Below are 26348 nucleotides of genomic sequence, written 5' to 3' on the forward strand. Positions count from 1 at the left end.
ATCGGCGGCCTTGTTTCGTTTCGCGTTGTCGGGGGTCGATGTGACCGAAGCTCCGAAACTGCCGCTTAGGGTATGGGCTGTCTCCGATGGCCGCGCCGGCATCGAGGCCCAGGTCGTGGGCCTGTCGGAGGCGATCGCCCGCCTCGTCCCCTGCGAAGTCACCATCAAGCGCGTGGGTTGGAAGGGCCGCACCGGCCGCCTGCCCTGGTGGCTGAACCTGCTGCCCAAGCGCTGGCTGACGCCGGACAGCGGCATTCCCACCGGTCGTGACGGCGAGTGGCCGGACCTCTGGGTCGCCGCCGGCCGCGCCACCTTGCCCCTCTCCATCCGCGCCAAGCGCTGGTCGGGCGGCAAGTCCTATGTCGTGCAGATCCAGGATCCGCGCGTCCCGGCCCACATGTTCGACCTGGTGATCCCGCCCAAGCACGACCGCCTGGACGGCGACAACGTGCTGCCGATCAGCGGCTCGCCGCACCGGGTGACGCCCAAGCGGCTGGAGGCCGAGTATGAGACCTTCAAGGCTCTGATCGATCCCCTGCCCCGGCCGCGCGTGGCGGTGCTGGTGGGCGGCAAGTCCAAGGCCTTCGACCTGTCCAGCGAGCGGGCGGCGCAGATCGCCCACTCGATCCAGATCCCGCTGGAGCAGGAAGGCGGCAGCCTGCTGATGACCTTCTCGCGTCGCACGCCCGACGCCGCGCGCGCCCTGATGACGGCCCGCCTGCGCCACCTGCCCGGTACGATCTGGAACGGCGAGGGCGCCAATCCCTATTTCGCCTTCCTGGCCGGGGCCGACTACATCCTCGTCACCGAGGACTCGACCAATATGGCCACCGAGGCGGCCTCGACCGGCAAGCCGGTGTTCGTGCTGAAGATGGACGGCGCGGGCCTGAAGTTCCGCATGTTCCACGAGGAGCTGGAGCGCATGGGCGCGGCCCGCCCCTATGGCGGCGCCTTCCACGGCTGGACCTATGATCCGGTGGACGAAACCGACCGCGCCGCCCGCGAGGTTCTGGCGCGGATCGGGGTGGAGATCCCCGCCCCGGTCGCCGAGGTCGAAGCGCCACAGAAGCCCAAGCGCAAGCCGCGCGCGAAGACGGTCGAAGGCGTGGTCGAGACGCCTACGCCGAAGCCGCGCAAGCCCCGCGCCGCCAAGCCGAAAGCCTGATTTTTCCGATTGTAGACGCGAATTTGTTCGCGTTACGTTCGCGCCATGATTGAGCTGCCAATCATACCTCGCCCTGGCAAGGCCGCTCGGAACGAGCAACGCAAGGCCCTGGCGGCGACTTGCAATGCGGCGTCTGTCGTCTTCGTGGGCACCGCGCTCGTCCAGCCCCTGGTTACAGGCCGCTCCAATGCTCTGCTGATCCTTGGCGCCTTGGTCAGCTTCATTGCCCTACAAGGCGCGCTGCACTACGTTCTCTACCGTGTGGAGGATTGAATGGACCCCTTCTTCCAAATGCAGCTGATCCTTTGGCTGGCTGTTTTCGGCGCGGTGGGCGTCCACTGGTTCTTCATGCGGGACTACAATCGCGAGAAGAAGCAGCGGCGTGATCGAGACTCCTAGAGCCCCCTTCGTCTCCGACGGCCAATCTAGCGATCGCCGGGCATGACCCGCATCCTCTTCATATGCGACGCAGGTCCCGCCATCGGCGGCGGCCATGTCATGCGCTCGATCACCCTGGCGCGAGCGCTGCAGGCGCGGGGCGCAGCTTGCGCGTTCCTGGCCACGCCGGAAGTGGCGCGGGTGCTGGAGGCCTTCGCGCCCGACATGGCCCAGGCCGCCAGCGACGAGGCCTATGACGCCGTGGCGTTCGACCACTATGGCCTGACCGCCGACGACCACCGCGCCCTGGCCAAGGGCCGGCCCAGCCTGGCGCTGGACGACCTGGCCGACCGACCGCTGGCCGTCGATCTGGTCCTGGACTCCGGCCCGGCCCGCAAGGCCGAGGACTATGCCGGCCTCCTCGCTCCCGATGCGCGCCTGCTGCTGGGTCCAGCCTACGCCCCGGTGCGGCCAGCGTTTGCGGCCCTGCGCGAGACCGCCCTGGCCCGCCGGGCCGAGCGGGCGGCGGTGCGACGGATCCTGGTGTCGCTGGGCCTGACCGACCTGGGCGGCGTCACCGGCCGCGTGGCCGACCTGCTGCGGCCCCTGGCGGGCGAGGCCAGGCTGGACCTGGTCCTGGGTGGCGGCGCGCCCAGCCTGCCGGCCTTGTGGGACCTGACGGCGCAGGATCCGCGCGTGACCCTGCACGTCGACACCCTGCACATGCCCGAACTGGTGCTGGAGGCCGATCTGGCCATCGGGGCCGGCGGCTCGACGACCTGGGAGCGCTGCACCCTGGGCCTGCCCGCCCTGACCCTGATCCTGGCCGACAACCAGGCGCCGTCGGCACACGCCCTGGCCGCCCTCGGCGCCTCGCCCTGCCTGGACGTCGCCGCGCCGGACTTCGAGCCCGCCTTCATCGAGACGGTCTCGGCCCTGCTGGCCAATGCCGACCACCGCGCCGCGCTGTCGACGGCCAGCGCCGCCGTCTGTGACGGCCTGGGCGCGGACCGGGCGGCTGAAGCGTTCCTCGCCGCCCTCTAGGCGTTTGCCGCCGCCGGGCGCATCCTGCCGGCATCAGGGATGGGGCGGGACATGGCGACAAAATCCGTAGTGGTCACCGGCGTGTCCACCGGCATCGGCTGGGGCGCGGTCAAGGTGCTGACGGCCAGGGGCTGTCACGTGTTCGGCAGCGTGCGCAAACGCGCCGACGCCGACCGGCTGGCGGCCGAATTCGGCGCCGCCTTCACCCCGCTGCTGTTCGACGTCACCGACGAAGCCGCCGTCCGGGAGAGCGCCAGGCAGGTCGAGGCGGCGCTGGGCGGCGCGGCCCTGGCGGGCCTGGTCAACAACGCCGGCATCGCCGTCGCCGGTCCCCTGCTCCAACTGCCGATCGAGGAATGGCGTCAGCAGTTGGAGGTCAATCTGACCGGCGTGGTCATCGCCACCCAGGCCTTCGCGCCGCTGCTCGGGGCCGGCGAGGCCCGCGTGAGCAACCCCGGCCGGATCGTCAACATCTCGTCGGTCGGCGGCCGCAACGGCAATCCGCTCATGGCCCCATACTGCACCAGCAAGTTCGGGCTGGAGGGCCTGTCGGAATCGCTGCGCCGCGAGCTCTTGCCATTCGGCGTCGACGTGGTGGTGGTCGCGCCGGGCGCGGTGGCGACGCCGATCTGGACCAAGGCCGACGAGACCGACACCAGCCGCTACGCCAACACGATCTACGCCCCGGCCCTGGAGCGCCTGCGCCAGTACATGCTGACCATCGGCAAGGCCGGCCTGCCGCCCGAGACCATCGGCGAGACCATCCACACGGCGCTGACCGCCGCCCGGCCTAAGGTCCGCTACGTCGTCTCGCCCTCGCCCATGCAGGTGCTGATGACCGAGATCCTGCCCAAGCGCACGCTGGACCGGATCACCGGCAAGCGGCTGGGCCTGATCGAAGGCTAACCCACCATCGACCAGTCCAGCGGCTCGCCGCGGGCGATGTCGCGGGTCGCGGGCTTGCCCAGGACGTTGTCCAGCTCGCCCGGCGGCAAACCGCTGCCCGGGCGCACCGAGCGGATGTTGGCGCGCGACAGCGTCTCGCCAGCCTTGACGTCGGCGGAGACGTACAGCGAGCGACGGAACTGCAGGGAGCCCTGCTCGGCGCCCAGCACGTCGTAGTGCGCCACGCCCAGGGCGGCCCAGGCGTTGCGGGTGTCGTCGACCAGGGCCTTGAACTCGACCGGCTCCAGGCTGAAGGCAGCGTCCGGTCCGCCGTCGGCGCGGGCCAGGGTGAAGTGCTTTTCGATCACGCAGGCGCCCAGGGTCACCGCCGCCACCGAGGCCGCCGTGCCAGGCGTATGGTCAGACAGGCCGATCGGGCAGCCGAAGCGCTGGGCCATGTCCGGCACGGTGCGGACATTGGCGTCGGCGAAGGTTGCGGGATAGCTGGAGACGCAGTGGAGCAGCAGCACGCCCGCCGCGCCGGCGGCCAGGGCGGTGTCGCGGGCCGTCTGCATCTCCTGCAGGTTGGCCATGCCGGTCGAGATGATCAGCGGCTTGCCCTTGGCGGCGGCGTACTTGATCAGCGGCAGGTCGACGGCCTCGAACGAGGCGATCTTGAAGGCCGGCGCGCCCAGGCTGTCCAGCAGGTCGACGGCGGTCTCATCGAACGGGCTGGAGAAGATGGTCACGCCGCGCTGGCGGGCGCGCTCGAAGATGGCCGCATGCCATTCGAACGGCGTCTGGGCTTCCTGATAAAGCTCGTACAGCGTGCGGCCGTCCCACAGGCCGCCGTGGATCTTGAACTCGGGCCGGTCGACATCCAGCGTGATGGTGTCGGCGGTATAGGTCTGGATCTTGATCGCGTCGCAGCCAGTGTCGGCCGCCGCATCGACCATTGCAAGGCAGCGCTCGAGGCTGCCGTTGTGATTGCCCGACAGCTCACAGATCACATAGGGCGGATAATCAGCGCCGATCTTGCGTCCGGCGATCTCGATGAAGGGCGCGGTCATGACGCCACATTAACCCTGAAATCGTGGACGAGGCGTCAATCGTCCCTATTCGACTGCGTGCTCCATGACCGGCGGTTCGACCGGTCGCGCCTCGTACTCGCGCCTCGCGTTCCAGGCCGAAATCCCGGCCACTGCGCAGAACGTCGTGATCAACGCCGCGCCCACGGTCACATCGCCGAACCAGAGATTGGCCAGGCCGGCAAAGAGGGCCACGATCGCCGCGGCCAGCAGGATTGCGAGCTTCATCAGGTTTCCTCCGTGTAGCCTGTGGCGACTACTTAAGGGATCGGACACCATAACCGCGACCTTGTCCACGGCGTCGTGTGTTCGCGGAGCGCCGCCAAGCTGACGGAAGCTAGAGATGGCGTGAGTTTTTCGCCGCGTCCGGCCCATCGCCTCGCGCCGGAATCGACACTATATGTGCCCCATGTCCACATCCGCTCCCCGCCAAACGCGCTGCCTGATCATCGGTTCGGGTCCCGCTGGCTACACCGCCGCCATCTACGCCGCTCGTGCGCTGCTGAAACCCGTGCTGATCGCGGGCATCCAGCCGGGCGGCCAGCTGACCATCACGACCGATGTCGAGAATTATCCGGGCTTCGCCGACGTCATCCAGGGTCCCTGGCTGATGGACCAGATGCGCGCCCAGGCCGAGCATGTCGGCACCGAGCTGGTCAACGACATCGTCCTGTCGGTCGATCTCTCCAAGCGCCCGTTCACGGTGAAGACCGACAGCGGCCAGGACTGGATCGCCGAGACCATCATCATCGCCACCGGCGCCCAGGCCAAGTGGCTGGGCCTGGAGAGCGAAGCTAAGTTCCAGGGCTTTGGCGTCAGCGCCTGCGCCACCTGCGACGGCTTCTTCTATCGCAACAAGGACGTCATCGTGGTCGGCGGCGGCAACACCGCCGTGGAAGAGGCGCTGTTCCTGACCAGCTTCGCCAGCAAGGTGACCCTGGTGCACCGCAAGGACGAGCTGCGGGCCGAGAAGATCCTGCAGGAGCGCCTGCTGGCCCACCCGAAGATCGAGGTCATCTGGGACAGCGTCATCGACGAGGTCACCGGCACGAGCGATCCGATGGGCGTCACCGGCGCTCGCCTGAAGAACATCAAGACCGACGAAACGACCGATGTGGCCGCCGACGGCGTATTCATCGCCATCGGCCACGCGCCGTCGTCGGAGCTGTTCAAGGGCCAGCTGGAAACCGGCCCGGGCGGCTATCTGAAGGTCAAGCCGGGCACGGCCTCGACCGCGATCGAGGGCGTCTATGCCGCCGGCGACGTGACCGACGACGTCTACCGCCAGGCCGTCACCGCCGCCGGCATGGGCTGCATGGCCGCGCTGGAAGCCGTGCGCTTCCTGGCCGAGGAAGACCACAAGGCTGCGCATCATCCCATCAGCCACGCGGAAGCGAACAAGATCGGGGTTTGGTAGGGGCCTAGCGCCCCCTCCGGCCCTTCGGGCCACCTCCCCCGTTCCACGGGGGAAGATGAAACGACTTCTCCTCCCCTGCGAAGCGGGGGAGGTGGCGCGGCGCGCAGCGCCGTGACGGAGGGGGCGCTGCCCTCCGCTTCTAATTCAACGGATTCAGCAAGCTCGGCGGCCGCGGCTTGGGCTTCGGCGGGGGCGGCGGAGGAGGCGGCGGCGCGGCGGGGGCTTCGACCGTCGGCGGGGCCGGTTCGGCGACGGCTTCCAGCGCCTTGTTGATGCGGTCGATCTCTTCGGCCGTCGGGATCCGGCGGCCGGCCACCGTGCCCTGCACCGTGACGCGTTCGCCGCCGTGACCGTCGGGGACCGAGATCAGCTTGGCCTCGGGCAGCACCAGGTTCGACACCCCCAGCATCTGGGCGGCCGCGCCCACCATCGGCGGCGGCGCGTTCTGGGCGGCCAGCACCTCGGGCGGGGCCGCCTCCAGGGTGCGCGGGTCGGCGGCCATCAGGATCTCGGCCGAGACGGTCTCGTTGCCAGAATAGCGGCCGTTGAACGCCGCCAGGGTCCCGGACGGTCCCGTCCAGCGATAGAAGATGTGCTGACCAAACTTGCGCAGCTTGACCAGGGTCGGGGCCCAGTACGGCGAGACATAGTCGGCGTGATAGTGGGTCGACATCCCCACCGGCTTGAACACGAAACCGCTCAGCGCCCGCTTGGCCACCGCCTGGGCGTTAGCCCACATGGCCGGCACCGGCGTGCGCGCCAGAGAGCCATCGCAGGCGAAGCTGAACTGGCAGCCGGTGGTCCGGGCCGCGCCCTCGTAGATGACCCCGCAGACCGACTTGGGATAGCCCGGGTGGCGCATGCGGTTCAGCACCGTCTGGGCCACGGCCTGCTGGCCCTCGCCCGGCTCGAAGGCGGCCTCGTAATAGACCGCCTGGGAGAGGCAGTTCAGCGCCTTGGCGCGGGCGTCGGCCGATCCGGTCAGCACGAACGGCTTGGCGAACTCGAGCTCGTCCGGCGTCATCGGGCGCAGGCTGTTGATCAGCCGCGCCTCGTCGAAGTCGGGCGCGCGGTCGCCGATCCGCGGGATGTCCTTGAGATTGATGACCTCCCAGCCCTCGACGCGCCCCCAGTAGTCCGTATGCGGACGAGGGTCGTGGCGCTTGGCCAGGGCCAGCATGGCGTGGTCGAAGTCGGCGGTATAGCGGGCCAGGCCCTCGTCGGTGAAGCTGCGGGTGATCCGCACCATCCCGCCCGCCCGTCCCTCGCCGGCGGGGACGTAATAGGTGGTGGTCGAGCACGCCCAAAGGCCGCCGGCGACCAGCAAGGTCGCGGCGGCCCCAAGGGGCGTTCTAAGGCTCAGGGTCCCCACCCTGTTCTCCTGGAAGCTTACTTCTTGCCCAGGGTCGAGCGGATCATCCAGGCGTGCTTCTCGTGCGCCTGCAGGCGCTGGGTCAGCAGGTCGGCGGTGGCTTCGTCACCGGCGTCGTCGGCGACCGGGAAGCTATCGCGCAGGGTGCGGATCACCGTCTCGTTGTCGGCCAGCAGCTCGTTGAACATGGCTTCCCAGTCGCCTTCCGGGTTGCCGTCCTTGATGCTGGAGAGGTTGCCGAAGGCGCCGTAGCCCTGCGGGGCCAGCTCGCCCAGGGCGCGGATGCGCTCGGCGATGTCGTCCAGCGCCGCCCATTCTTCCTGGTACTGGCCTTCCAGCAGCACGTGCAACGACTGGAAGTTCGGGCCGCGAACATTCCAGTGATAGCCATGCGTCTTCAGATAGAGCGCGTAGCTGTCGGCCAGCACCTTGTTGAGGGCCGAAGCGATGTCGCCGCGCTGCTTGGCGGTCAGTCCGGTGTTCAGGGCGTCAGCCATAAATAATCTCCCGAGTTGCGCGTCTTACGTAAGCGTGTCCATGCTCTTGGCAAGACATCTTTGCGGGGAGCGGAGATGGAGAACAAAGAGACGTCAATATTCGCCCCGCCTGCCTTGCTCCCCGATGAGCGAGGACGCACCCACGCGCTGCTTAGCGCCTGGCTCATACCCAGGGTTCCACCGCCCTGGCCTTTGTGTGCGCTGGCCGCGCTGATCGCAGTGGCCGCCGCGGTGCTGATGCGCGTCAGCCTGCTGGGCCTGCAGGGCGGGGTGGGCGCGACTCAGCCGTTTTTCCCGGCCGTGATGCTGGTGACCCTATACGCCGGCTGGCGCTGGGGCCTGATTCCCGTCATCGCCGGCGCGACGTTCGGCTGGTGGCTGTGGGGCGGCCGCTATGGCCAGGCCCTGGCCGAGGACGAGCTGGCCACCATGGTCATCTACCTGCTATGCGCGGTCATGGTGACGGCGGTCGGTGAAGGCCTGCGCAGCGCCATTCGCGGCCTGACCGAGGCCCGCGAGGCGCTGGCCGAGACCGAGGACCGCCTGCGCGTGACCCAGACCGCCGCCGGCGCCGACGCCCGCGGACGCGGCCGCGCCGAGGACCAGATGCGTGAGAGCGAGGCACGGTTCCGGAACCTGGCCGACAGCGCCCCGGCCCTGATGTGGGTTTCGCGTCCGGGCGGGGTGCGCGAGTTCGTCAACCAGGCCTATGTCGCCTTCACCGGCCTGGACGACGAGGCCGCCCTGTCGATGGACTGGCGCACGCGGCTGTATCCCGAGGACCTGCCGGGCATCCTCAAGGCCCAGGTGCAGGGCGAGGCCTCGCGCAAGCCGTTCGCGCTGGAGGCCCGTTATCGCCGGGCCGACGGCCAGTGGCGCTGGCTGAAGTCGTTCTCGCAGCCGCGCTTCGACGCCGACGGGGGCTTCCTGGGCTTCATCGGCATCGCCTTCGACACCACCGACGCCAAGCTGGCCGAGAAGGATCTCACGCGTCTCACCGAGATGCTGGAGGAGCGCGTGGCCGCCACCGTGGCCGAGCGCGACGCGGCCCAGGCGGCGCTGATGCAGGCCCAGAAGCTGGAGGCCATCGGCCAGCTGACCGGCGGGGTGGCCCACGACTTCAACAACCTGCTGACGGTGATCATCGGGGCGCTGGACGCGGTCGAGCGCCACCCCGACGACGCCCGCCGGCGCGAGCGGATGCTGACGGCGGCCGCCGCGGCGGCCAAGCGCGGCGAGAAGCTGACCCAGCACCTGCTGGCCTTCGCCCGCCGCCAGCCGCTGAAGCCGGAGGTGTGCCGCATCGACCGCTTGGTCGCCGAGAGCGAGAGCCTGCTCCGACGGGCCCTGGGCGACGCCTATGGCTTCAACCTGCGGCTGGGCGCGGGCGTGCGCAGCGCCACGATCGACGCCGGCCAGTTCGAGGCGGCCCTGCTGAACCTGGTGGTCAACGCCCGCGACGCCACTGCGCCGGGCGGCCAGGTCACCATCGAGTCCCACCCGCTGACCCTGACCCAGAAACAGGGCGAACTGGAGCCCGGCGAATATCTGCGGATCAGCGTGCGCGACACCGGCATGGGCATGGACGCGGCCACCCTGGCCCGGGCGGTCGAGCCGTTCTTCACCACCAAGGCCCCCGGCGAAGGCACGGGCCTTGGCCTGTCGCAGGTCTACGGCTTCGCCCGCCAGAGCGGCGGCGGGGTCGAGATCCAGAGCCAGCCCGGCCAGGGCGCGGTCGTCTCGCTGCTGCTGCCCGAGGCCGTCGCGGTGCCGATCGAGGACGCCGCCCCGCGCCTGGACCGCATCCAGGCCCAGACCCCCGCCCGCGTGCTGCTGGTCGAGGACGATCCGCAGGTGGCCGAGCTGATCGACGCCATGCTGGCGGACCTGGGCCATACCGTCGTGCGGGCCGGCGGGGTCGACGAGGCCCTGGCGCGCCTGGACCAGGACGAGGGCGTGCAGCTGGTGCTCAGCGACGTGATCATGCCCGGCGGCCGCAGCGGCGTGGACCTGGCCGAGCAGCTGGCCGCGACCCGTCCGGGCCTGCCGGTGGTGCTGTGCTCAGGCTACACCGGCGGCGACCAGGGCCGCGCCCGCGCCGGCGACTGGCCCTTCGTCAGCAAACCCTTCTCCCTGGAAACCCTGGCTCGAGCCCTGACCGAAGCCCAAGCCCGGGTGAGACCGCACTAGTCGGGAAGGTCTGCTAGGCTCGGAACGCACGATAGTGGAGCGGGCGAATGCCCATAGCCGTCCTCCTCGTCGATGACCTAGGCCCGCATCGCGCGCCGAAGGGTTACTATCCGCTGACGGTCGAGCGCTTGCGAAACATCATCACGGCGCGACAGAGCTCGCTGGAGCATCAGCGCCAGCTGGGTGAACTCGAAGATCCAGACGTGGCCTGATCCGGTGGTCAGAGTGAGCGCGAGCAGACCCGCAACGGCTCCGAAATAGCGCCGCCAAGCATCAGCGAGACCGTTGAGATCTGGGTCGAAAGCGCGGCGGTGGCCAATCCCATTTCTAGATCCGGTCACGCAGGGGCAGCGAGACCAAATTCTACATCGTGCAACACCATGCATTTTCCTGTACAAAAGCGGAGATAATAGGGCAAGCCCCCAGTTGAAATGCACGATATTGCACGATATAGCCTGCGATCATGAACGACACACCACCCGTCGCCCGCCGAGAATTGATCGCCCAGCGCCTCGATCAGGGCCAAACCGTCGTCGCGGCGGTGCTGGCTGAGGAGTTCTCGGTCTCTGAAGACGCCATTCGGCGTGACCTGCGCGCCCTGGCCGCCCAAGGTCGCTGCCGACGGGTCTATGGCGGCGCGCTGCCAATCTCGCCGATGTCGGCCTCGATGAGCGTGCGGGCTGCCGAGGACATCGACCGCAAGCACGTCCTGGCAAAGGCAGCCGCCAAGCTGGTCTGCCCTGGGGAAGTCATTTTCCTCGACAACGGCAGCGCCAACTTGGCCCTTGCCGCCGAGCTGCCCGGCGACCTGGGCCTGAAGGTGATCACCAACTCGGTGCCGATCGCCTCAGTGCTGTTCCAACGCCAGGATCTGGACTTCATGATCCTGGGCGGCGTGGTTGATCGAGAGGTGGGCGGGGTGATCGACGCCTCGGCGGTCCTGGCGGTCCAGCAGCTGAGCATAGACCGCTGCTTCCTGGGCGCCTGCGCGCTATCAGTCCGTCACGGCGTCTGCATCTTCGATGCCGGCGACGCAGCCTTCAAACGCGCCCTAATCGGCGTCAGCGAGGCTATCGTCCTGATGGCCCTGACCGAGAAGCTCGAAACCCGCGCCCCTCATCGCGTGGCCCCACTCGAAGCTTTGGACACCCTGATCCTCGAGGCGGACGCGCCCGAAGCGATGCAGGACGACCTCGCCCAGGCCGGCGCCAAGATCGTACTGGCCTAGCCACCACCCCCTCATCACCTGAAGCTTCGTCATGGTGACGCCGTCCTCCCCGGCGGCGCGTCTCGCCACGCGCCTATCTTTCCTCGTCGCCGGCTTCAGCATCGCCTCTTGGGCGCCGCTGGTCCCCTTCGCCAAGGCCAGGCTGGCCATCAACGACGGCGCCATGGGCTTGCTGCTGCTCTGCCTGGGCCTGGGCTCGGTGCTGACCATGTCCGCGACGGGCGCGCTTGGCGCCAGGTTCGGAAGCCGCCCAATCATCATACTGGGCGGCCTGGGCGTGACCTTGTTCCTGCCCCTGCTGGTCATCGCCGACTCGCCGATCGCGCTGGGCGCCGCCCTCTTCGCCTTCGGCGCGGCGCTGGGATCGCTGGACGTGGCGATGAACATTCACGCCGTAGATGTCGAGCGCGCCAGCGGCCAGACGCTGATGTCGGGCTTCCACGCGCTCTACAGCATCGGTGGCTTCGCGGGCGCGACGGCGATGACCCTGATGCTGTCGCTGGGTCTGTCTCCGCTGACGGGCGTGATCGCCAATGCCGTCCTGATGCTGGCCGCGATGGCTCTGGCCGCGCCGCGCCTTGTGCGGGCCAAGGGCGATCCAGACGGCGCGGCATTCGCCGTGCCGCGCGGCGTGGTCCTGCTGCTGTCGCTGCTGGCGGCGGCGACCTTCCTCGCCGAAGGGGCGATGCTGGACTGGAGTGCGCTGCTGATCACCAAGGGCGGCCTCGTTTCCGTTGCTCAAGGCGGTCTCGGCTACGTGCTGTTTTCGATCGCCATGACCGCCGGTCGGCTGGTCGGCGACAAGGTCGTCGCTCGCCTCGGCGATCGCCTGGTGCTGCGTGGAGGCGGTCTGCTTGCCGTCGCAGGGTTCGTCGTGCTGCTGACCGCACCCGTGGCCTTCCTGGCGCTCAGCGGCTTCGTCCTGATCGGCGTGGGCGCCGCGAACATCGTACCGGTGCTCTTCCGGCTGGCCGGCGCTCAGACGGCGATGCCGGCGGCGCAGGCGATCTCCGCCCTGTCGACGATTGGCTACGCCGGCATCCTGATCGGTCCGGCCGGGATCGGCGGGATCGCCAACACCACCGGCCTGCACGGCGCCTTCTGGCTGCTGGCCGGCCTATTTGCACTCACACCGCTGCTCGCTGGCCGCCTGACCAAGCCGACGCGCAGCCTCGCGCCGCAAACCTGATCCTCCAAGCTCAAGGACGAAGCACCATGCCCGCATCCGATCGCACGTCGCCGACCTTCCGAGGCCAGACCTATGCCGCCTTCCTGTTCGACATGGACGGCACCTTGCTGGACTCGTCGCCCGTCGTGGAGCGGGTCTGGACGGCATGGGCCCAGCGTCACGGTTACGAGCCGGCCGACGTCTTGGCCGTCTGCCAGGGCCTGCAGTATCGCGACACCCTGCGCCGCTTCGCCAAGCCGGATTTCGACATCGAAGCCGAGGCCGCCAGCCTGCTGCAGGCCGAACTGGACGACATTGAAGGCGTCGTGGCGATCGCTGGCGTCCAGGACCTGATCGCGGGGCTCGACCCTGCGCGCTGGGCGATCGTGACGTCGGCGCCGAAAGCCTTGGCCGCGATCCGACTGCGAGCGGCGGGTCTGCCCATCCCGGATCACTTCATCACTGGCGAGAGCGTGGGGAACGGTAAGCCGAACCCCGAAGGCTTCCTGAAGGCCGCCGCCCTGCTAGGCGTGCCGATCGGCGACTGCCTGGTCTTCGAAGACTCCCCCGCAGGCGTCGCTGCCGGCAAGGCGGCCGGGGCCCGCGTGGCGATCGTCGGCGACCTCGTTCCCGCCAGCGAAGGTGACTTGGCGATCAGCGACTACCGCTGATCGCCGACGAGCAGACGTTCCGAACGCCCGCAACGGGTCGACTGCGGCGCTTCGCGGCAGGTTCCGGCGTCTGGGCCATCGGGTTGAGCAAAACCAGGTCCCTCGCCCTTACGTAGCCTCCATGAACGGCAAGTAAGTAAACCTTCACTGAACTGACATCGAACCTGCCTATAGCGCGAGCACGCTAAGGCTGGGGATGCTTAGCGCGGCGTCAGAGACGAATCGCGAAGGCCCCGATAGCTCCGGCGCACTTCCCAAGACGGCCGAAAACGGCCGCGAAAAAGGTGTCTCCAAACATGCGCTACCAAACCTCTCGCAAGCTGGCGTTCCTGCTGGGCGCGGCCGTGTCCGTGATGGGCATGGCGACCGCCGCCCAGGCCCGCCAAGCCGACGCAAACACCGCCCTGGACGAGATCGTCGTCACCGCCGAGCGCCGCTCGGTGAACCTGCAGAAGACCCCGCTGTCGGTCGCCGCCGTCGGCGGTGAACAGCTGCGCGCCGTGCAGGCCGGCGGCGAGGACATCCTGGCCCTGTCGGGTCGCGTCCCCAGCCTCTACGCCGAAACCACCACGGGCCGGATCTTCCCGCGCTTCTACATCCGCGGCCTCGGCAACATCGACTTCTACCTCGGCGCCTCGCAGCCGGTGTCGATCATCCAGGACGACGTGGTTCTCGAGCACGTGACCCTGAAGTCGAACCCGATCTTCGACGTGCGCCAGGTTGAAGTGCTGCGCGGCCCGCAAGGCTCGCTGTTCGGCCGCAACACCACGGCCGGCATCATCAAGTTCGACAGCATCCGTCCTAGCGAAGACTACAACGGCCGCTTCTCGGCCTCGTACGGCAGCTACGGCACGACCACCTTCGACGGTGGTATCGGCGGCCCGATCGCCGAAGGCCTGATGTTCCGCGCCTCGGTCCTGTACCAGCACCGCGACGACTGGGTCGACAACACCTTCGCCGGCGCCAGCGCCGACGGCACCAAGACCCCGCAGAAGAACGCCATGGGCGGCTTCGACGAGAAGGACGTGCGCCTGCAACTGCTGGCCACCCCGAACGAAAAGCTGACGGTCCTGGCCTCGGCCCACGCCCGCGACTACGACGGCACCTCGACCCTGTTCCTGCGCAACGCGATGACCAAGGGTTCGAACAAGCCGAACGCCCCGCGCGACAGCGTCGCCTATGACGAAGCCGGCAACAATCCGCAGGCCTATCAGATGGCCGGCGCCTCGCTGAACATCGCCTACGACTTCGGCGGCGTGACCCTGACCTCGATCAGCGCCTACGAGACCGCCAAGGGCAAGAGCCGCGGCGACACCGACGGCGGCGCGGCCGCCAACTTCCCGGTCAACGGCGCCCCGAACGGCTTCGGCCAGTCGATGGGCCAGCTGCGCGACCTGGACCAGCTGACCCAGGAAATCCGCCTGGCCAGCAACGGCGACGGCAAGCTGAAGTGGCAGGTCGGCGGCCTGTACTTCGACTCGCGCGACACCACCGACTTCTATCAGCGCGGCTGGTTCCTGACCCCGGGCACGGCCGGCGCCAACCCCAACAACTGGGTGCGCCTGAACAACCTGAACACCTCGTGGGCGGTGTTCGGTCAGGCCAGCTATGAGGTCACCGACGCCCTGACCATCACGGCCGGCGCACGTCAAACCTACGACGCCAAGAAGACCGTGCTGGCCAAGACCTCGAACAACGCCGCCAACGTGTCGACCTATACCGGTCGCCGCTATGTGCGCATGACCGACGAGCAGCCCAGCTGGGACCTGTCGGCCCTGTACCAGGTCAACCCGGACCTCAGCCTGTACGCCCGCGTGGCCAAGGGCTTCCGCGGCCCGACCATCCAGGGCCGTTCGGCCGTGTTCAACGCCGACTTCACCACCGCCGACAGCGAGACCATCCTGTCGTGGGAAGCCGGCTTCAAGAGCACCCTGCTGGACAACACCCTGCGCTTCAACGCCTCGGCCTTCACCTACGAGGTCAAGGACATCCAGCTGAACGGCAACGACAGCAACGGCAACGGCGTGCTGTTCAACGCCGACAAGGCCAAGGCGTACGGCGTCGAGGCCGACCTGGAATGGCGTCCGATCCAGAACCTGCTGCTGACGGCCGGCGCCAGCTACCTGCACAGCGAGATCAAGGACAAGCGCGTCTACGCCCAGGTCTGCGCCCTGAACGGCGTCGTGGTCTGCACCGTGGAAAACCCGACCATCAAGGTCGGCGCCAACACCTTCGCCCAGATCGACGGCGAGCCGCTGCCGAACGCTCCGGAATACAACCTGAACTTCACCGCTCGCTACGACGTGCCGGTGTCGAACGACGGCCGGGTGTTCGTGGCCACCGACTGGAACCTGCAGGGCTACACCAACTTCGTGCTCTACAAGACCCGCGAGTTCTACTCGAAGGGCAACTTCGAGGGCGGCCTGAAGCTGGGCTACGAGAACATGGACAAGGGCTACGAGATCGCTCTGTTCGGCCGCAACATCACCAATGAGAAGAACCTCAAGGGTGTGATCGAGAACTACATGGCCGCCGTCTACAACGAGCCCCGCGTCGTCGGCGTCTCGCTGAGCGCCAAGTTCAACTAAGTTTCCTCCCCCGTACGGCCTCTCTCGGGGGGCCGTACACCTACCCTACGGGTCGGGCCTTCGGGTTCGGCTCGACTTCAGCCGCTCCGGAGCCTGGCTCCAGGGCGGCTTTTTCTTGGGCGGCGTCGTCGCCGTAGACCCAGGTGGCGAACAGCGGAGATAGGTCTTGCGGGCTGGCGGCCTGCATGGCGGCCTGGAAGTCGCGGCTGGTCACCGTGCCGCCCGCATGGCGCCGGGTATAGGCGCGCAGGCCCGCCCAGAAGGCGCCCTCCCCCATCGTCTCGCGCAACTGGGCCAGGAACAGGGCGCCCTTGCTGTATTGCACCGCCCGCCGGGTCGCCAGCGAGGGGTAACGGCCGTCCCAGGCCAGCGGCTTGTCGAAGCCGGCCTGACGGGCCCGCGCCAGCCGCTCGCGGGCCAGATCCAGCTCACGCCGATAGGCCGCCTCGCCGAACCGGTGCTGCTTCCAGGCGGCGGTCATGAAGGTGGTCACGCCCTCGTTCAGCCAGAACTCGCGCCACGAGGCGCAAGTGACCAGATTGCCCCACCACTGGTGGGCCAGCTCGTGGGCGATGACCCAGGCGGCTGACGGGTCGCCCTGCTCGCGATCCAGCTCGTCCCGGCCGATCAGCGAGAAGCTGGCGGTCTCCTGGGCCTCGCGGCCGGCCGTCAGCAGCTGGGCGTAGCGGCCGTCGGGCAGCGCCACGCCCGCCTTGTCGGCAAAGAAGGCGGCCATGGGCGGGGTGTCGGTGAACAGGGCGGAGAGATCGGCCTGGCCGCCGCTGGCGTCGAGATAGGTCAGCCGCCCGGCCGGGGTGTCGTGGAACTGGCGTGCGAACGGCCCCGCCGCGAACCCATAGAGATAGGCCGGATAGGGCCTGGTCGCGCGCCAGCGATGGCGCGTCAGCCCGTCGGGCGCGGCGGTCACGGCCAGGGCCTGCCCCACCGCCAGCGATTGGGCGCCAGCCGGCAGATAGAGGTCCAGCGCCAGGTCGGCCTTATCGCCCGGCGTGTCCTGCCGGCAGACCATCCAGTCGCAGGCGAAATAGCTGGCGTGCAGCCCGCCCGCCGCCGCCGTCACGCCCCGGGCCGGCGTTCCGGCGATCCGGAACCGCAGCGTGGCCTTGCCGCCTTTGCGCAGGGGCCTGGGCAGGGTGAAGACCACGCCCGCCGCATCCGAGACCACCTGGACCGGCCCGCCGTCGGCGGTGGCTGCGTCGATGCGCAGGGCGTTGGGCGAGAAGGCCAGCCGCGTCACCCCATCGGCCGTGGCGCGGACCACGATCGTCTCCGTCCCCGACACCGCCGTCGTCGCCAAGTCCGGGCGCAGGGTCACGGCGTAGCGCTCGACCTCGAAGGCCTCGGGCGTCGGCAGGTTGGAGGCGGCCAGGATCAGGGACAGCAAGGCGAGCGTCGGCATGGGCGGACGCTAGAGCGTGGCGGGCAAAAAGAAAGGGCCGGCTCCTTTCGGAACCGGCCCCCGACGATCGGCCCGAAGGCCGATCGCTACCCACAAGTCTTAGTACTGGAAGCGGACGCCCATCTTGAACGTGCGGCCGATCAGGCCGGCGTAGTGGAAGGTCGTCAGGAAGTTCGGGGCCGAAGCATAGGCGCCCGGCGCGATCGGCGCCTTCTCGTCGAAGATGTTGCCGACGTTGCCGAAGACTTGCAGGCCTTCGCGGATTTCCGCGGTGGCGTTCAGGTCGACGTTGATGAACTGCTTGATGTTGCAGAACTTGGCGCCCATCGCCTGGTTACCAGTGTTGTACTGATTGCCGGTGACGCAGCTCATGTCGGCGCGTTGGTCGGAAGCGACCGACTTGATCTTGCCGACATAGTAGGCCGTGGCCGACAGGGTGTAGCGGTCACCGAACGAGACGGTGTTCTGCCAGTTGCCCTTCCAGTCCGGCGTACCGTTGCCCGACGACAGGTCGTACGGACCCAGGGTGCCGGCGTACTTCTGCACGGCGGTGCCGGTGTGCAGGTTGTACTTCAGCACGTGGGTGACTTCGACGCGGCTGGTCCAGCGGATGTCTTCCGTGACCGGAACCTTGGCCGTGGCGGCGAAGTCGACGCCCGAGGTCGTCGAGTAGTTGGCGTTGACGTACGGCACGTTGATGATCAGCACGCGCGGTTGGGCCAGCGGGAACAGCGGGTCCGGCGCGTCGATCACGTTACAGGAGTAGCCCTGGCCGACGGCGGCGACAGCGGCGCAACCGGCGGTCTGGTTGCCGGCGGCGTAGTAGGCCGCGAAGGCCTTGCTGACGTCGGGACCGGCGACGATCAGGTCCGACTTCTTGACGTTGTAGTAGTCGACGGTCATCGACAGCCACTTGGTCGGCTCGGCGATGACGCCGGTCGTGAAGCTACGCGACTTCTCGGGCTTCAGGTTCGGGTTGCCGGCCACGCCGCGACCCAGGCTGTAGGCCTGAGCGTAGGGGTTGGTCGTGCCACCGTGGGCGGTCTGGAAGGCCACCGGCGGGGTCGAGGTGACGAAGCCGGCGTATTGCGAGCGCGGACCCGATTCAGCGAAGGTCGGCGCGCGGAAGCCCTTGGAGTAGGTGCCGCGGATCGCGAACTGGCGGATCGGGGTCCACTTGGCGGCGAACTTCGGCGAGAAGTGGCTGAAGCCTTCCGAGTAGTCGTCGTAACGGCCCGAAACGTTCAGTTCCAGGGTGTCGTGGACCGGAGCGGCCAGTTCGAAGAAGGCGGCCTTCACGGTGTGCTTGCCGAACGCCGAGGCGGTCGACAGGCCGTAGGTGTCCAGGCGGACGTTCTGGTTGTTGTTTTCCAGGACTTCCTTACGGGCCTGGGCGCCAACGGCCAGCATCATGTCGCCGCCGGGCAGGGCCCACAGCTTCTTGGTGATCGAGGCGTCGATCGCCATCAGCGACGAGTGCGACGGCGTCGTCTTGTCCGGCGAGATCGCATCGCGAACGGCTTGGGTGTTCTGCGACGGGTTAACGAAGTTGTACGCGCCGGTGTTGATCGCGTTCGACAGCGCCGCGATGTTCAGCAGGCCGTGTTGCGTCAGGCTCAGGTTGTCACGTGCGCCGACAGCTTCAACGCGCCAGTTCCAGTCGTCACCGAACGAGCCGTTGAAGCCGATGGTGCCGCGGATGACTTCGTTGTCGCGCTCGCTGCCCAGCGGGATGTCGCCGAACAGGTAATACAGGCGAGCCGCGCCGTTCGACGGGTCGCCGGCATAGGCGGCCGCGTACGGGTTGTTCGGGTTCAGACGACGGTCAACCGCGGTGGCGCAGTTCACGCCGCTGTTGCAGACATAGACCGGCAGCACGATGCCCGGGTTCGACGAAGCCAGCGACGGCGCGCCGCCGAAGGGCTGGGTCTGACGGACGGCGGTCGGCTGACCCTTGATGCTGACATAGCTCTTCGAGTAGCTGCCGGTGGCGTAGCCCTCGATGTTTTCGCTCAGGCGGAAGCTCAGGCGGCCGTTGAAGGCGTAGCGCTTCTGCAGGGGCTGGATCTGACGATAGTAGTCGACCAGGTCCCACTTACAGCCGGTGCCTTGGGCGGCGCCGGTGGTCACCGTGTAGGTGCCGTTGGCGCAGTTCAGGTTCAGCGACTGGTACTGGTTGGTCAGGGGCGCGCCAGCGCCGCCGGCCAGCGGGTTGTTCAGGTCGGTCTGGGTGACGCGGGTCACCACGGCGTTCGGCGTGGCGGTCGTCAGGGCCGAGTCGGCAGTGTTGTTGTCGACGCCGCCGATCGAGCTCAGGTCCTGGGTGTTGTAGGGGAAGCCACGGCTGTGGTTCGAGACCCGGCCGTCCTTCTGGTATTCGGCGTTGACGTAAACGTTCCAGCCGCTCTCGGCGTAGTCGCCGTAGCCCAGGGTGATGTCGGCGCGCTTGTGTTCAGCGTCGCCACGGTCGCTTTCGCCGATCTGGGCGCTGCCCTTCACGCCGACGAATTGCTTCTTGAGCTTCAGGTTCACAACGCCGCCGATGGCGTCGGCGCCGTACGACGACGAGGCGCCGTCCTTCAGCACTTCGATGCGGTCGATCAGGCTGAACGGGATCGAGTTCAGGTCGACATAGGCGTTACGGCCGTCGTCGTTCAGCGGGAAGTTGGTCGAGCGCAGGCCGTCAACCAGAACCAGGGTCGAGGAAACGCCCAGGCCGCGCAGCGAGACGGCCGAGCCGCCGGCCGAGAAGCCGCTCTGGAAGCCGGTGCCGATCGAGCCGGCGCCGTCGGCCGAGATCGAGCGGATGGCGTCGGTGGCCGTCGTGATGCCGGCGGCTTGCAGGGTTTCGGCGGTCATCACGGTGACCGGCGACGGGGTCTCGGTGTCCGTACGACGGAACAGCGAACCGGTGACGACGATTTCTTCGACCTGCGTGTCGGCGGGCGCCGTCTGAGCGACAGCCTGGCCAGCGCCGAGCGCGGCGAACGCCGCACCGCAGATCATCGAGGAAGCGAGCAAGCGCTCCCGAATGGACTTCGTATTCAATTTAAACTCCCCAGCGTCTCATAGCGCCGCGCGGACGATGCGCGGCCCCCACCCGGACGCGATGTCGCACCCGGATTGGGGTGGAGCTACGAACTGAAACGATCCTAGGTCAACGAACATTGCGCTCGTGAAATATGACACGAAACAGCTGTCGCATTTAAGTCACATCATTAACAACCGGTAATGCCCAGAAGCCACAAAGCATTTTTCGGAGAATTAAAAATATAGAATTTATTTTCTAAAATATATTCGATGCATGGATAGCCTTCCGAAAGCTCAATTTCTAGGCATCAAATACTTGTACATGAATTACTTTACACAGAAGAGATGGACAAAACTGCCGCACCCCTTCATGCAATCGCTAGTGTTGCGAAATTTTTCTTTTAGATTGCCTTTTTGTAAGGAAAAATTGCTCACTTCGCCCAAGGACTGCTAGGCAAGGTCGTTCTGACGCGACCTGTCGCCGCACCGGGTGCGCGAAGGCCCTCGCCTTCAAAACGGGCGCCCCTGACTTTGACTGAACCCGGGTTTGATTTCCGCCGCCGAAGGGCTATATGTGTGACACTCAGGTTATGCTCACTTTCAGCATAACCCGGACGTCGGAATGGAACGACCGCTTCCGTCCCGGCGTTTTTTGAGGCCCTGGAAATGCTCACTTTGAGCATAACGGAGGATCCAATGGCCGACGGCTTCGCTGCCCCGCTTGAGTTCACCGCCGACATCGAGGCGGAAACCGCCGGGATCTGGGAGAAGGTCAAGCACCACGTCACCCCGATGGAGTGGCGCGCTCAGGCTCCGCTGATCTCGGAGATCAACCGCCTCAAGCGCGAGAAGAACGCCGCGATCCTGGCCCACAACTACATGACGCCGGACATCTTCCACGGCGTGGGCGACTTCGTGGGCGACAGCCTGGCCTTGGCCAAGGAAGCCGCCAAGAGTGATGCAAAAATAATCATCCAGGCCGGCGTCCACTTCATGGCTGAGACCAGCAAGGTCCTCTCGCCCCAGAAGAAGATTCTGATTCCAGACCTGAAGGCCGGCTGCAGCCTGGCCTCCTCGATCACCGGCGCCGACGTGCGACTGATCAAGGAGCGTCACCCGGGCATTCCGGTGGTCACCTATGTCAACACGACCGCCGACGTGAAGGCCGAGACCGACATCTGCTGCACCAGCGCCAACGCCGTGCAGGTGGTCGAGTGGGCCGCCAAGGAATGGGGCGTCGACAAGGTCATCCTGATCCCCGACGAGTTCCTGGCTCGCAACGTGGCCCGCCAGACCGACGTCAAGATCATCGCCTGGGCCGGTCACTGCGAGGTGCACAAGCGCTTCACCGCCAGCGACATCGCCGACATGCGCTCGGCCTGGCCCGGCGCGGAAGTGCTGGCCCACCCCGAGTGCCCGGCCGAGATCCTGGAAGCCGCCGACTTCGCCGGCTCGACCGCGGCGATGAACGACTATGTGGCCGCCCGCAAGCCGGCCCAGGTCGTGCTGATCACCGAGTGCTCGATGGCCAGCAACGTCCAGGCCGAAAGCCCCGGGACCCAGTTCATCGGTCCCTGCAACATGTGCCCGCACATGAAGCGGATCACGCTGCAGAACATCTACGACGCCCTGGTCTACGAGCAGTACGAGGTGACGGTCGACGCCGACATCCTGGACCGCGCCCGCCTGGCCGTGCAGCGGATGATCGACCTGCCGCCGCCCGCCGTCCCGGCCCGCTACGACCTGGTCAAAGCGCGGCATCACGTGGATGTCGAGCTGATCTAAGCCTGCCCCCCTCCTTCCCTCTCCCCAGGGAGTGCTTCAGTGATCGAGCGTTTGGTTTTCGACGGCCCCGTGATCCTCGGGGCCGGCTTGGCGGGCCTCAGCGCCGCTCTTGCTGCGGTTGAAGGGGCGGCCAAGACGGCGCTCGTCCTGTCGCCGACGCCGCTGGCGACGGGCTGCTCCAGCGCCTGGGCGCAGGGCGGCATGGCCGCGGCCCTGGCCGGCGACGACACCCCGGCCCTGCACGCCGCCGACACCATCGCCGCCGGCGCCGGTCTCTGCGATCCGCAGGCCGTGGCTCTGCTGACGGAAGAAGGTCCGCAGGCCGTGCGCGATCTGGCCGCCCTGGGCGCGCCATTCGACCGACAAGCCGATGGCGGCTTCGTGCTCAGCCTGGAAGCCGCTCACGCCAAGGCCCGGGTCGCCCGGGTCGGCGGCGACGGGGCCGGCGCGGCGATCATGGCCGCCGTCGTCGCGGCCGTCCGCGCTGCGCCGACCATCCAGGTTCGCGAGAACGCCCGCGCCCGCCGTCTTCTTCAGGACGCGACCGGCCGTGTGGTCGGGGTGCTGGCCCAGATCGACGGCGCCCTGGTCGAGATCCGCTCGACCGCGGTGATCCTGGCCACCGGCGGCATCGGCGGCCTCTATGCCGTCACCACCACGCCCGCCCAGGTGCGCGGCGAAGGCCTCGGCTTGGCCGCCCTGGCCGGCGCGACGATCGCCGATCCGGAGTTCGTGCAGTTCCACCCCACGGCCATCGACATCGGCCGCGATCCCGCGCCCCTGGCCACCGAGGCCCTGCGCGGCGAGGGCGCGATCCTGCGCAACGCCGACGCCCGCGCCTTCATGGCCGACTATCACCCGGCGAAAGAGCTGGCGCCGCGCGACGTGGTGGCCCGCGCCATCCACGCCGAGCGCGAAGCGGGCCGTTGCGCCTTCCTGGACGCCACCCAGGCCGTCGGCGGGCACTTCCCGAAGGAGTTTCCGGCCGTGTTCGAGGCCTGCATCGCCGGCGGTATCGACCCGCGCCGGGCGATGATCCCGGTCGTGCCGGCCGTGCACTACCACATGGGCGGGGTCGCCGCGGACCTGGACGGCCGCGCCAGCCTGCCGGGCCTCTATGCCGCCGGCGAGTGCGCCTCCACCGGCGTGCAAGGCGCCAACCGGCTGGCCTCCAACAGCCTACTGGAAGCGGCCGTGTTCGGCGCCCGCGCCGGTCACGCGGCGGCGACCGAAGGCCTGCACGGTGGTGAGCCCGTCAGCCTCGAGCCCCTGCCCGACCTGCCGGACGCGGCGCTGCAGACCCTGCGCAAGGCCATGAGCCGCGACGCCGGCGTCATCCGCGACGCAGCGGGGCTCACGCGCCTGCTGGACCAGATCCGCGCCCTGGAGCCGACCGCCCCCACGGTCGTGGCCGCCCGCCTGATCGTCGAGGCCGCCCTGGCCCGCCAGGAAAGCCGTGGCGGTCACTACCGCGCAGACTTCCCCGCGACCGCCCAGCCGGTCCGTACCTTCGTCACCCTCACGAGCGCGGACGCCGCCGTCCGCTACGCCGCCGAATGACCATCACGCCTCTCGACGACCTGCTGATCCGCCCCATCGTCGACCACGCCCTGGCCGAGGATCTGGGCCGGGCCGGCGACATCACCGGCCAGGCCTGCATCGACGCCGACGCCCGCCTGTCGGTGGTGTTCGCCAGCCGCCATGACGGCCGGGTCTCGGGCCTGGCCTGCGCCCGCCTGGCCCTGGCCGCTCTGGATCCGACGGCGACCTTCGAGGTGGTCACGCCCGACGGCTCCGACGCCGCCCCAGGCGCGATCCTGGCCCGCGCGGAAGGCAACGCCCGCGCCGTGCTGGCCGCCGAGCGCACCGGCCTGAACCTGCTGGGCCGCCTGTCGGGCATCGCCACCCTGACGCGGGCCTATGTCCGCCAGGTCGAGGGCACGCACGCGACCATCGTCGACACCCGCAAGACCACCCCGGGCCTGCGGGCGATGGAGAAATACGCCGTACGCTGCGGCGGCGGGGTCAATCACCGCTTCGGCCTGGATGACGCCATCCTGATCAAGGACAACCACGTCGCCGCCTGCGGTGGCGTCGGCGAAGCCGTCCGCCGGGCGCGGGCCCACGCCGGCCACCTGGTCAAGGTCGAGGTCGAGGTCGACGGCCTGCACCAGCTGGAAGAAGCCCTGAAGCACGGCCCCGACGTCGTCATGCTCGACAACTTCAGCCTCGACGACCTGCGCACGGCCGTCAGCCTGGCCAAGGGCCGCGCGGTGCTGGAGGCCTCGGGCGGGGTGAACCTCACCACCGTCCGGGCCATCGCCGAGACCGGCGTGGACGTGATCAGCGTCGGGGCGCTGACGCACTCGGCGCCGGTGCTGGATATTGGGCTGGATGCAGTCTGAGACCGTAGATGCTCCCCCGCGATGCGGGGGAGCTGTCGCGGAGCGACTGAGGGCGAGTTGGACGCATGCCGCGTTAGCCCCCTCCGGCCCTCTGGGCCACCTCCCCCGCGGCGCGGGGGAGGATCTAAGGCTAGAACACCTTCACCAGCTCCCGCACCACCATCGCGGCCAGCACACCGGTGGACACCAGGAACAGCAGGAACCGCACCGCCACCAGGTTGACGCTGACCTGCACCAAGCTGTGCAGGACGCGCGCGCCGACATAGACCCAGGCCAGATGCACGGCCATGCCGTCGGTGTGGCCGGCGACCTGGATGGCCAGGGCCGCCGCGTAGAAGATGGTCGGCTGCTCCATCAGGTGGTTGTAGTTGTCGGCCGCCTGCCGCGCGCCGTCGGGCAGGGTGTTCAGCGAGCCCGGGAACCGCGCGTCCTGCGGCTTGATCCCGGCCTTCTGCATGGCCGGGATCCGCTGGACATACATCCACAGCCAGATCAGCAGCGACCACCCTACCAGCGCCATCACCGGCGCGATCATCGTCTCGTTCATCGACGTCCTCCCCGTTTTGGGGGAAGGCTAATCAGAGAACGGCGATACCGGATAGGGTGACGTTGCGGAGGTTCGTCAGGCCGCCCGCGCCGCCCGCCCCTCGCTCGCGCCGTCGCGGTTGAGGCGGAAGCGGGTGGTCAGGGTCGCCAGCTCGCCGGCCTCGCGGGCCAGGGCCTCGCTGGCGGCGGTGGACTGCTCGATCATCGCCGCGTTCTGCTGGGTGGCCTGGTCCATGTGGTTGACCGCGACATTGACCTCGCGAAGGCCGGTGGCCTGTTCGCGCGACGAGGCGGCGATGTCGGCCACCAGCTGGCTGACCGAGCCCACCTGGCCGATGATCTTTTCCAGCGCCTGGCCGGTCTGCTCGACCAGGCCGACGCCTTGAGCCACTTCGCCGGTCGACTTGGTGATCAGGGCCTTGATCTCCTTGGCCGCGTCGGCCGAGCGTTGGGCCAGGGCCCGCACCTCTTGCGCCACGACCGCGAAGCCGCGACCGGCCTCGCCCGCACGGGCGGCTTCGACGCCGGCGTTCAGGGCTAGCAGATTGGTCTGGAAGGCGATCTCGTCGATCACGCCGATGATGTTGCCGATCTCACGCGAGCTGGTCTCGATGCCGGCCATGGCCTCGGTGGCCTGGCGCACGACCTGACCGCCGGTCTCGGCCGCCTGGCGCGCGCCCTGGGTCGATTCCGAGGCCTCACGGGCGTTATCGGCGGTCTTCTGGACGGTGGCGGTGATCTCGTCGAGGGCGGCGGCCGTCTCTTCCAGGCTGGCGGCCTGCTGCTCGATGCGACGCGACATGTCGATGGCGGCCGACGAGATCTCGCGCGAGCCGGCGGTCATGGTCGCCACGCCGGTCGCGACGGTCGAGACCGCCGCCTCCAACGCCGAGGCGGCGCTGTTGAAGTCGGCGCGCAGTTGCTCGTAGGTCGCCGGGAACGGCTGGCCGAACTGGACGCGCAGGTCGCCCTGGGCCAGGGCGTGCAGGCCGCCGGCCAGTTGCTCGACGACCCGGGCCTGTTGCGCGGCGGCGGCCTGCTCGGCTTCGCGCGCTTTCGCCTGCGCCTCGCGCAGGGCCACGGTCTCGCGATAGTCCTGCCAGAACACCACCAGCGCGTCGCGGCCGCCCAGCTTGGCGGGCATGACGGTGGCCAGCACCGGCAGCGGCGAGCCGTCCAGTCGCTGGTGCATCCATTCAAAACGGATGTGGCCCTTGGCGAAGGCCTCGGTGATGCGCGAGCCCACCAGGTCGGCCGAACGCCCGCCGCAGGGCTGGAGCTCCGGCGACAGCTTGGTCGGCGACACCCCGATCAGCGTGTCCCGGCTGGTCTCCATCAGCTTTTCCATCGCCGGGTTGCAGTCGACGATCACCCCGTCCTCGATCACGTAGTAGCAGTCGGGGGAGTGCTGGAAGATAAACGCCGCGACGTCATGTCGATCGGTGTTTTCGGGTTTGCGCCGGAACATGCG

Annotated in this window: 22 protein-coding genes; 14 read left to right on the forward strand and 8 right to left on the reverse strand. The window is 68.3% G+C overall.

Features of this window, described 5'->3' with window-relative positions:
• Positions 1-40: 40 nt before the first annotated feature.
• From ABDW31_RS00940 to ABDW31_RS00955, 4 genes are all read left to right on the forward strand, one after another.
• Positions 41-1165, forward strand: coding sequence for an ELM1/GtrOC1 family putative glycosyltransferase (locus tag ABDW31_RS00940; protein ID WP_343698229.1), 1125 nt, complete (start codon positions 41-43; stop codon positions 1163-1165).
• Between the two features lie 273 nt (positions 1166-1438).
• On the forward strand, positions 1439-1564 hold the full coding sequence (locus tag ABDW31_RS00945) for a hypothetical protein (protein WP_343698230.1): 126 nt from the start codon (positions 1439-1441) through the stop codon (positions 1562-1564).
• 42 nt (positions 1565-1606) lie between these two features.
• Positions 1607-2587, forward strand: coding sequence for a UDP-2,4-diacetamido-2,4,6-trideoxy-beta-L-altropyranose hydrolase (gene pseG, locus ABDW31_RS00950; protein ID WP_184716896.1), 981 nt, complete (start codon positions 1607-1609; stop codon positions 2585-2587).
• A gap of 51 nt (positions 2588-2638) precedes the next feature.
• Positions 2639-3493 carry an SDR family NAD(P)-dependent oxidoreductase gene (locus ABDW31_RS00955; RefSeq protein WP_184716894.1) on the forward strand — a complete coding sequence of 285 codons (855 nt, stop codon included), beginning with the start codon at positions 2639-2641 and terminating at the stop codon, positions 3491-3493.
• On the opposite strand, the gene pseI is transcribed toward ABDW31_RS00955, so the two are convergent.
• A complete protein-coding gene (pseI, locus tag ABDW31_RS00960; RefSeq protein WP_184716892.1) occupies positions 3490-4542 on the reverse strand; it encodes a pseudaminic acid synthase in 1053 nt (350 codons plus the stop codon). The genes ABDW31_RS00955 and pseI overlap by 4 nt on opposite strands.
• 45 nt (positions 4543-4587) lie before the next feature.
• On the reverse strand, positions 4588-4788 hold the full coding sequence (locus tag ABDW31_RS00965; RefSeq protein WP_184716890.1) for a hypothetical protein: 201 nt from the start codon (positions 4786-4788) through the stop codon (positions 4588-4590).
• 181 nt (positions 4789-4969) lie between these two features.
• Here ABDW31_RS00965 and trxB point away from each other — a divergent pair, with 181 nt between their 5' ends.
• Positions 4970-5977, forward strand: a complete 1008-nt coding sequence (gene trxB / locus ABDW31_RS00970; protein WP_184716888.1) for a thioredoxin-disulfide reductase — start codon at positions 4970-4972, stop codon at positions 5975-5977.
• A 139-nt stretch (positions 5978-6116) separates the two neighbouring features.
• Here the strand turns inward: trxB and ABDW31_RS00975 are convergent, their stop codons facing one another.
• Together ABDW31_RS00975 and ABDW31_RS00980 are read right to left on the reverse strand one after the other, a co-directional pair.
• Complete coding sequence (locus tag ABDW31_RS00975) at positions 6117-7349, reverse strand: cell wall hydrolase (protein ID WP_184716886.1); 1233 nt, start codon at positions 7347-7349, stop codon at positions 6117-6119.
• A 17-nt stretch (positions 7350-7366) separates the two neighbouring features.
• Entirely contained in the window at positions 7367-7846 is a 480-nt protein-coding gene (locus ABDW31_RS00980) for a Dps family protein (protein ID WP_184716884.1), read from the reverse strand.
• Positions 7847-7906: 60 nt separating this feature from the next.
• Between ABDW31_RS00980 and ABDW31_RS00985 the strand changes: the two genes are divergently transcribed.
• The 6 genes from ABDW31_RS00985 to ABDW31_RS01010 all read left to right on the forward strand — a co-directional run bounded on the left by ABDW31_RS00985 (position 7907) and on the right by ABDW31_RS01010 (position 15691).
• Positions 7907-10036: an ATP-binding protein gene (locus tag ABDW31_RS00985; RefSeq protein WP_184716882.1), complete on the forward strand. Its 2130-nt coding sequence runs from the start codon at positions 7907-7909 to the stop codon at positions 10034-10036.
• 47 nt (positions 10037-10083) lie between these two features.
• Positions 10084-10248, forward strand: coding sequence for a hypothetical protein (locus ABDW31_RS00990; protein WP_184716880.1), 165 nt, complete (start codon positions 10084-10086; stop codon positions 10246-10248).
• 251 nt (positions 10249-10499) lie between these two features.
• The gene (locus ABDW31_RS00995; RefSeq protein WP_184716878.1) at positions 10500-11264 is read left to right on the forward strand and encodes a DeoR/GlpR family DNA-binding transcription regulator; all 765 of its coding nucleotides are present in this window, start codon (positions 10500-10502) and stop codon (positions 11262-11264) included.
• 31 nt (positions 11265-11295) lie between these two features.
• Positions 11296-12453 carry an MFS transporter gene (locus tag ABDW31_RS01000; RefSeq protein ID WP_184716876.1) on the forward strand — a complete coding sequence of 386 codons (1158 nt, stop codon included), beginning with the start codon at positions 11296-11298 and terminating at the stop codon, positions 12451-12453.
• Positions 12454-12479: 26 nt separating this feature from the next.
• Positions 12480-13103, forward strand: a complete 624-nt coding sequence (locus tag ABDW31_RS01005) for an HAD-IA family hydrolase (RefSeq protein ID WP_184716875.1) — start codon at positions 12480-12482, stop codon at positions 13101-13103.
• Positions 13104-13399: 296 nt separating this feature from the next.
• On the forward strand, positions 13400-15691 hold the full coding sequence (locus tag ABDW31_RS01010) for a TonB-dependent receptor (protein WP_184716873.1): 2292 nt from the start codon (positions 13400-13402) through the stop codon (positions 15689-15691).
• A gap of 40 nt (positions 15692-15731) precedes the next feature.
• On the opposite strand, the gene ABDW31_RS01015 is transcribed toward ABDW31_RS01010, so the two are convergent.
• Complete coding sequence (locus ABDW31_RS01015) at positions 15732-17111, reverse strand: M1 family aminopeptidase (RefSeq protein ID WP_343698231.1); 1380 nt, start codon at positions 17109-17111, stop codon at positions 15732-15734.
• Between the two features lie 99 nt (positions 17112-17210).
• Positions 17211-20132 carry a TonB-dependent receptor gene (locus tag ABDW31_RS01020; RefSeq protein ID WP_343698232.1) on the reverse strand — a complete coding sequence of 974 codons (2922 nt, stop codon included), beginning with the start codon at positions 20130-20132 and terminating at the stop codon, positions 17211-17213.
• A gap of 705 nt (positions 20133-20837) precedes the next feature.
• On the opposite strand from ABDW31_RS01020, the gene nadA reads away from it, so the two are divergent.
• From nadA to nadC, 3 genes are read left to right on the forward strand one after another with little or no spacing between them, the layout of a single operon-like run.
• Positions 20838-21926 carry a quinolinate synthase NadA gene (gene nadA / locus ABDW31_RS01025; protein ID WP_184716869.1) on the forward strand — a complete coding sequence of 363 codons (1089 nt, stop codon included), beginning with the start codon at positions 20838-20840 and terminating at the stop codon, positions 21924-21926.
• A gap of 39 nt (positions 21927-21965) precedes the next feature.
• Positions 21966-23486 (forward strand): L-aspartate oxidase, encoded by a 1521-nt coding sequence (locus ABDW31_RS01030; protein WP_184716867.1) that lies wholly within the window; start codon positions 21966-21968, stop codon positions 23484-23486.
• Positions 23483-24331 carry a carboxylating nicotinate-nucleotide diphosphorylase gene (gene nadC / locus ABDW31_RS01035; protein ID WP_184716865.1) on the forward strand — a complete coding sequence of 283 codons (849 nt, stop codon included), beginning with the start codon at positions 23483-23485 and terminating at the stop codon, positions 24329-24331. The genes ABDW31_RS01030 and nadC overlap by 4 nt, the downstream gene beginning before the upstream one ends.
• Positions 24332-24461: 130 nt before the next feature.
• Here the strand turns inward: nadC and ABDW31_RS01040 are convergent, their stop codons facing one another.
• Together ABDW31_RS01040 and ABDW31_RS01045 are read right to left on the reverse strand one after the other, a co-directional pair.
• Positions 24462-24878 carry an MAPEG family protein gene (locus tag ABDW31_RS01040; protein WP_184716863.1) on the reverse strand — a complete coding sequence of 139 codons (417 nt, stop codon included), beginning with the start codon at positions 24876-24878 and terminating at the stop codon, positions 24462-24464.
• Positions 24879-24953: 75 nt separating this feature from the next.
• Positions 24954-26345, reverse strand: a complete 1392-nt coding sequence (locus tag ABDW31_RS01045; RefSeq protein WP_184716861.1) for a methyl-accepting chemotaxis protein — start codon at positions 26343-26345, stop codon at positions 24954-24956.
• Positions 26346-26348 lie beyond the last annotated feature (3 nt).

It is taken from the genome of Caulobacter sp. (assembly GCF_039596335.1).
Classification (GTDB): domain Bacteria; phylum Pseudomonadota; class Alphaproteobacteria; order Caulobacterales; family Caulobacteraceae; genus Caulobacter.

Coding starts and splice junctions, on each gene's coding strand:
- pseI (WP_184716892.1), bottom strand. CDS start 4,542: ATGACCGCGCCCTTCATCGAGATCGCCGGACGCAAGATCGGCGCTGAT.
- ABDW31_RS00990 (WP_184716880.1), top strand. CDS start 10,084: ATGCCCATAGCCGTCCTCCTCGTCGATGACCTAGGCCCGCATCGCGCG.
- ABDW31_RS00995 (WP_184716878.1), top strand. CDS start 10,500: ATGAACGACACACCACCCGTCGCCCGCCGAGAATTGATCGCCCAGCGC.
- pseG (WP_184716896.1), top strand. CDS start 1,607: ATGACCCGCATCCTCTTCATATGCGACGCAGGTCCCGCCATCGGCGGC.
- nadC (WP_184716865.1), top strand. CDS start 23,483: ATGACCATCACGCCTCTCGACGACCTGCTGATCCGCCCCATCGTCGAC.
- ABDW31_RS01040 (WP_184716863.1), bottom strand. CDS start 24,878: ATGAACGAGACGATGATCGCGCCGGTGATGGCGCTGGTAGGGTGGTCG.
- ABDW31_RS01015 (WP_343698231.1), bottom strand. CDS start 17,111: ATGCCGACGCTCGCCTTGCTGTCCCTGATCCTGGCCGCCTCCAACCTG.
- ABDW31_RS01010 (WP_184716873.1), top strand. CDS start 13,400: ATGCGCTACCAAACCTCTCGCAAGCTGGCGTTCCTGCTGGGCGCGGCC.
- nadA (WP_184716869.1), top strand. CDS start 20,838: ATGGCCGACGGCTTCGCTGCCCCGCTTGAGTTCACCGCCGACATCGAG.
- ABDW31_RS01045 (WP_184716861.1), bottom strand. CDS start 26,345: ATGTTCCGGCGCAAACCCGAAAACACCGATCGACATGACGTCGCGGCG.
- trxB (WP_184716888.1), top strand. CDS start 4,970: ATGTCCACATCCGCTCCCCGCCAAACGCGCTGCCTGATCATCGGTTCG.
- ABDW31_RS00980 (WP_184716884.1), bottom strand. CDS start 7,846: ATGGCTGACGCCCTGAACACCGGACTGACCGCCAAGCAGCGCGGCGAC.
- ABDW31_RS01005 (WP_184716875.1), top strand. CDS start 12,480: ATGCCCGCATCCGATCGCACGTCGCCGACCTTCCGAGGCCAGACCTAT.
- ABDW31_RS00945 (WP_343698230.1), top strand. CDS start 1,439: ATGGACCCCTTCTTCCAAATGCAGCTGATCCTTTGGCTGGCTGTTTTC.
- ABDW31_RS01000 (WP_184716876.1), top strand. CDS start 11,296: ATGGTGACGCCGTCCTCCCCGGCGGCGCGTCTCGCCACGCGCCTATCT.
- ABDW31_RS00955 (WP_184716894.1), top strand. CDS start 2,639: ATGGCGACAAAATCCGTAGTGGTCACCGGCGTGTCCACCGGCATCGGC.
- ABDW31_RS00965 (WP_184716890.1), bottom strand. CDS start 4,788: ATGAAGCTCGCAATCCTGCTGGCCGCGGCGATCGTGGCCCTCTTTGCC.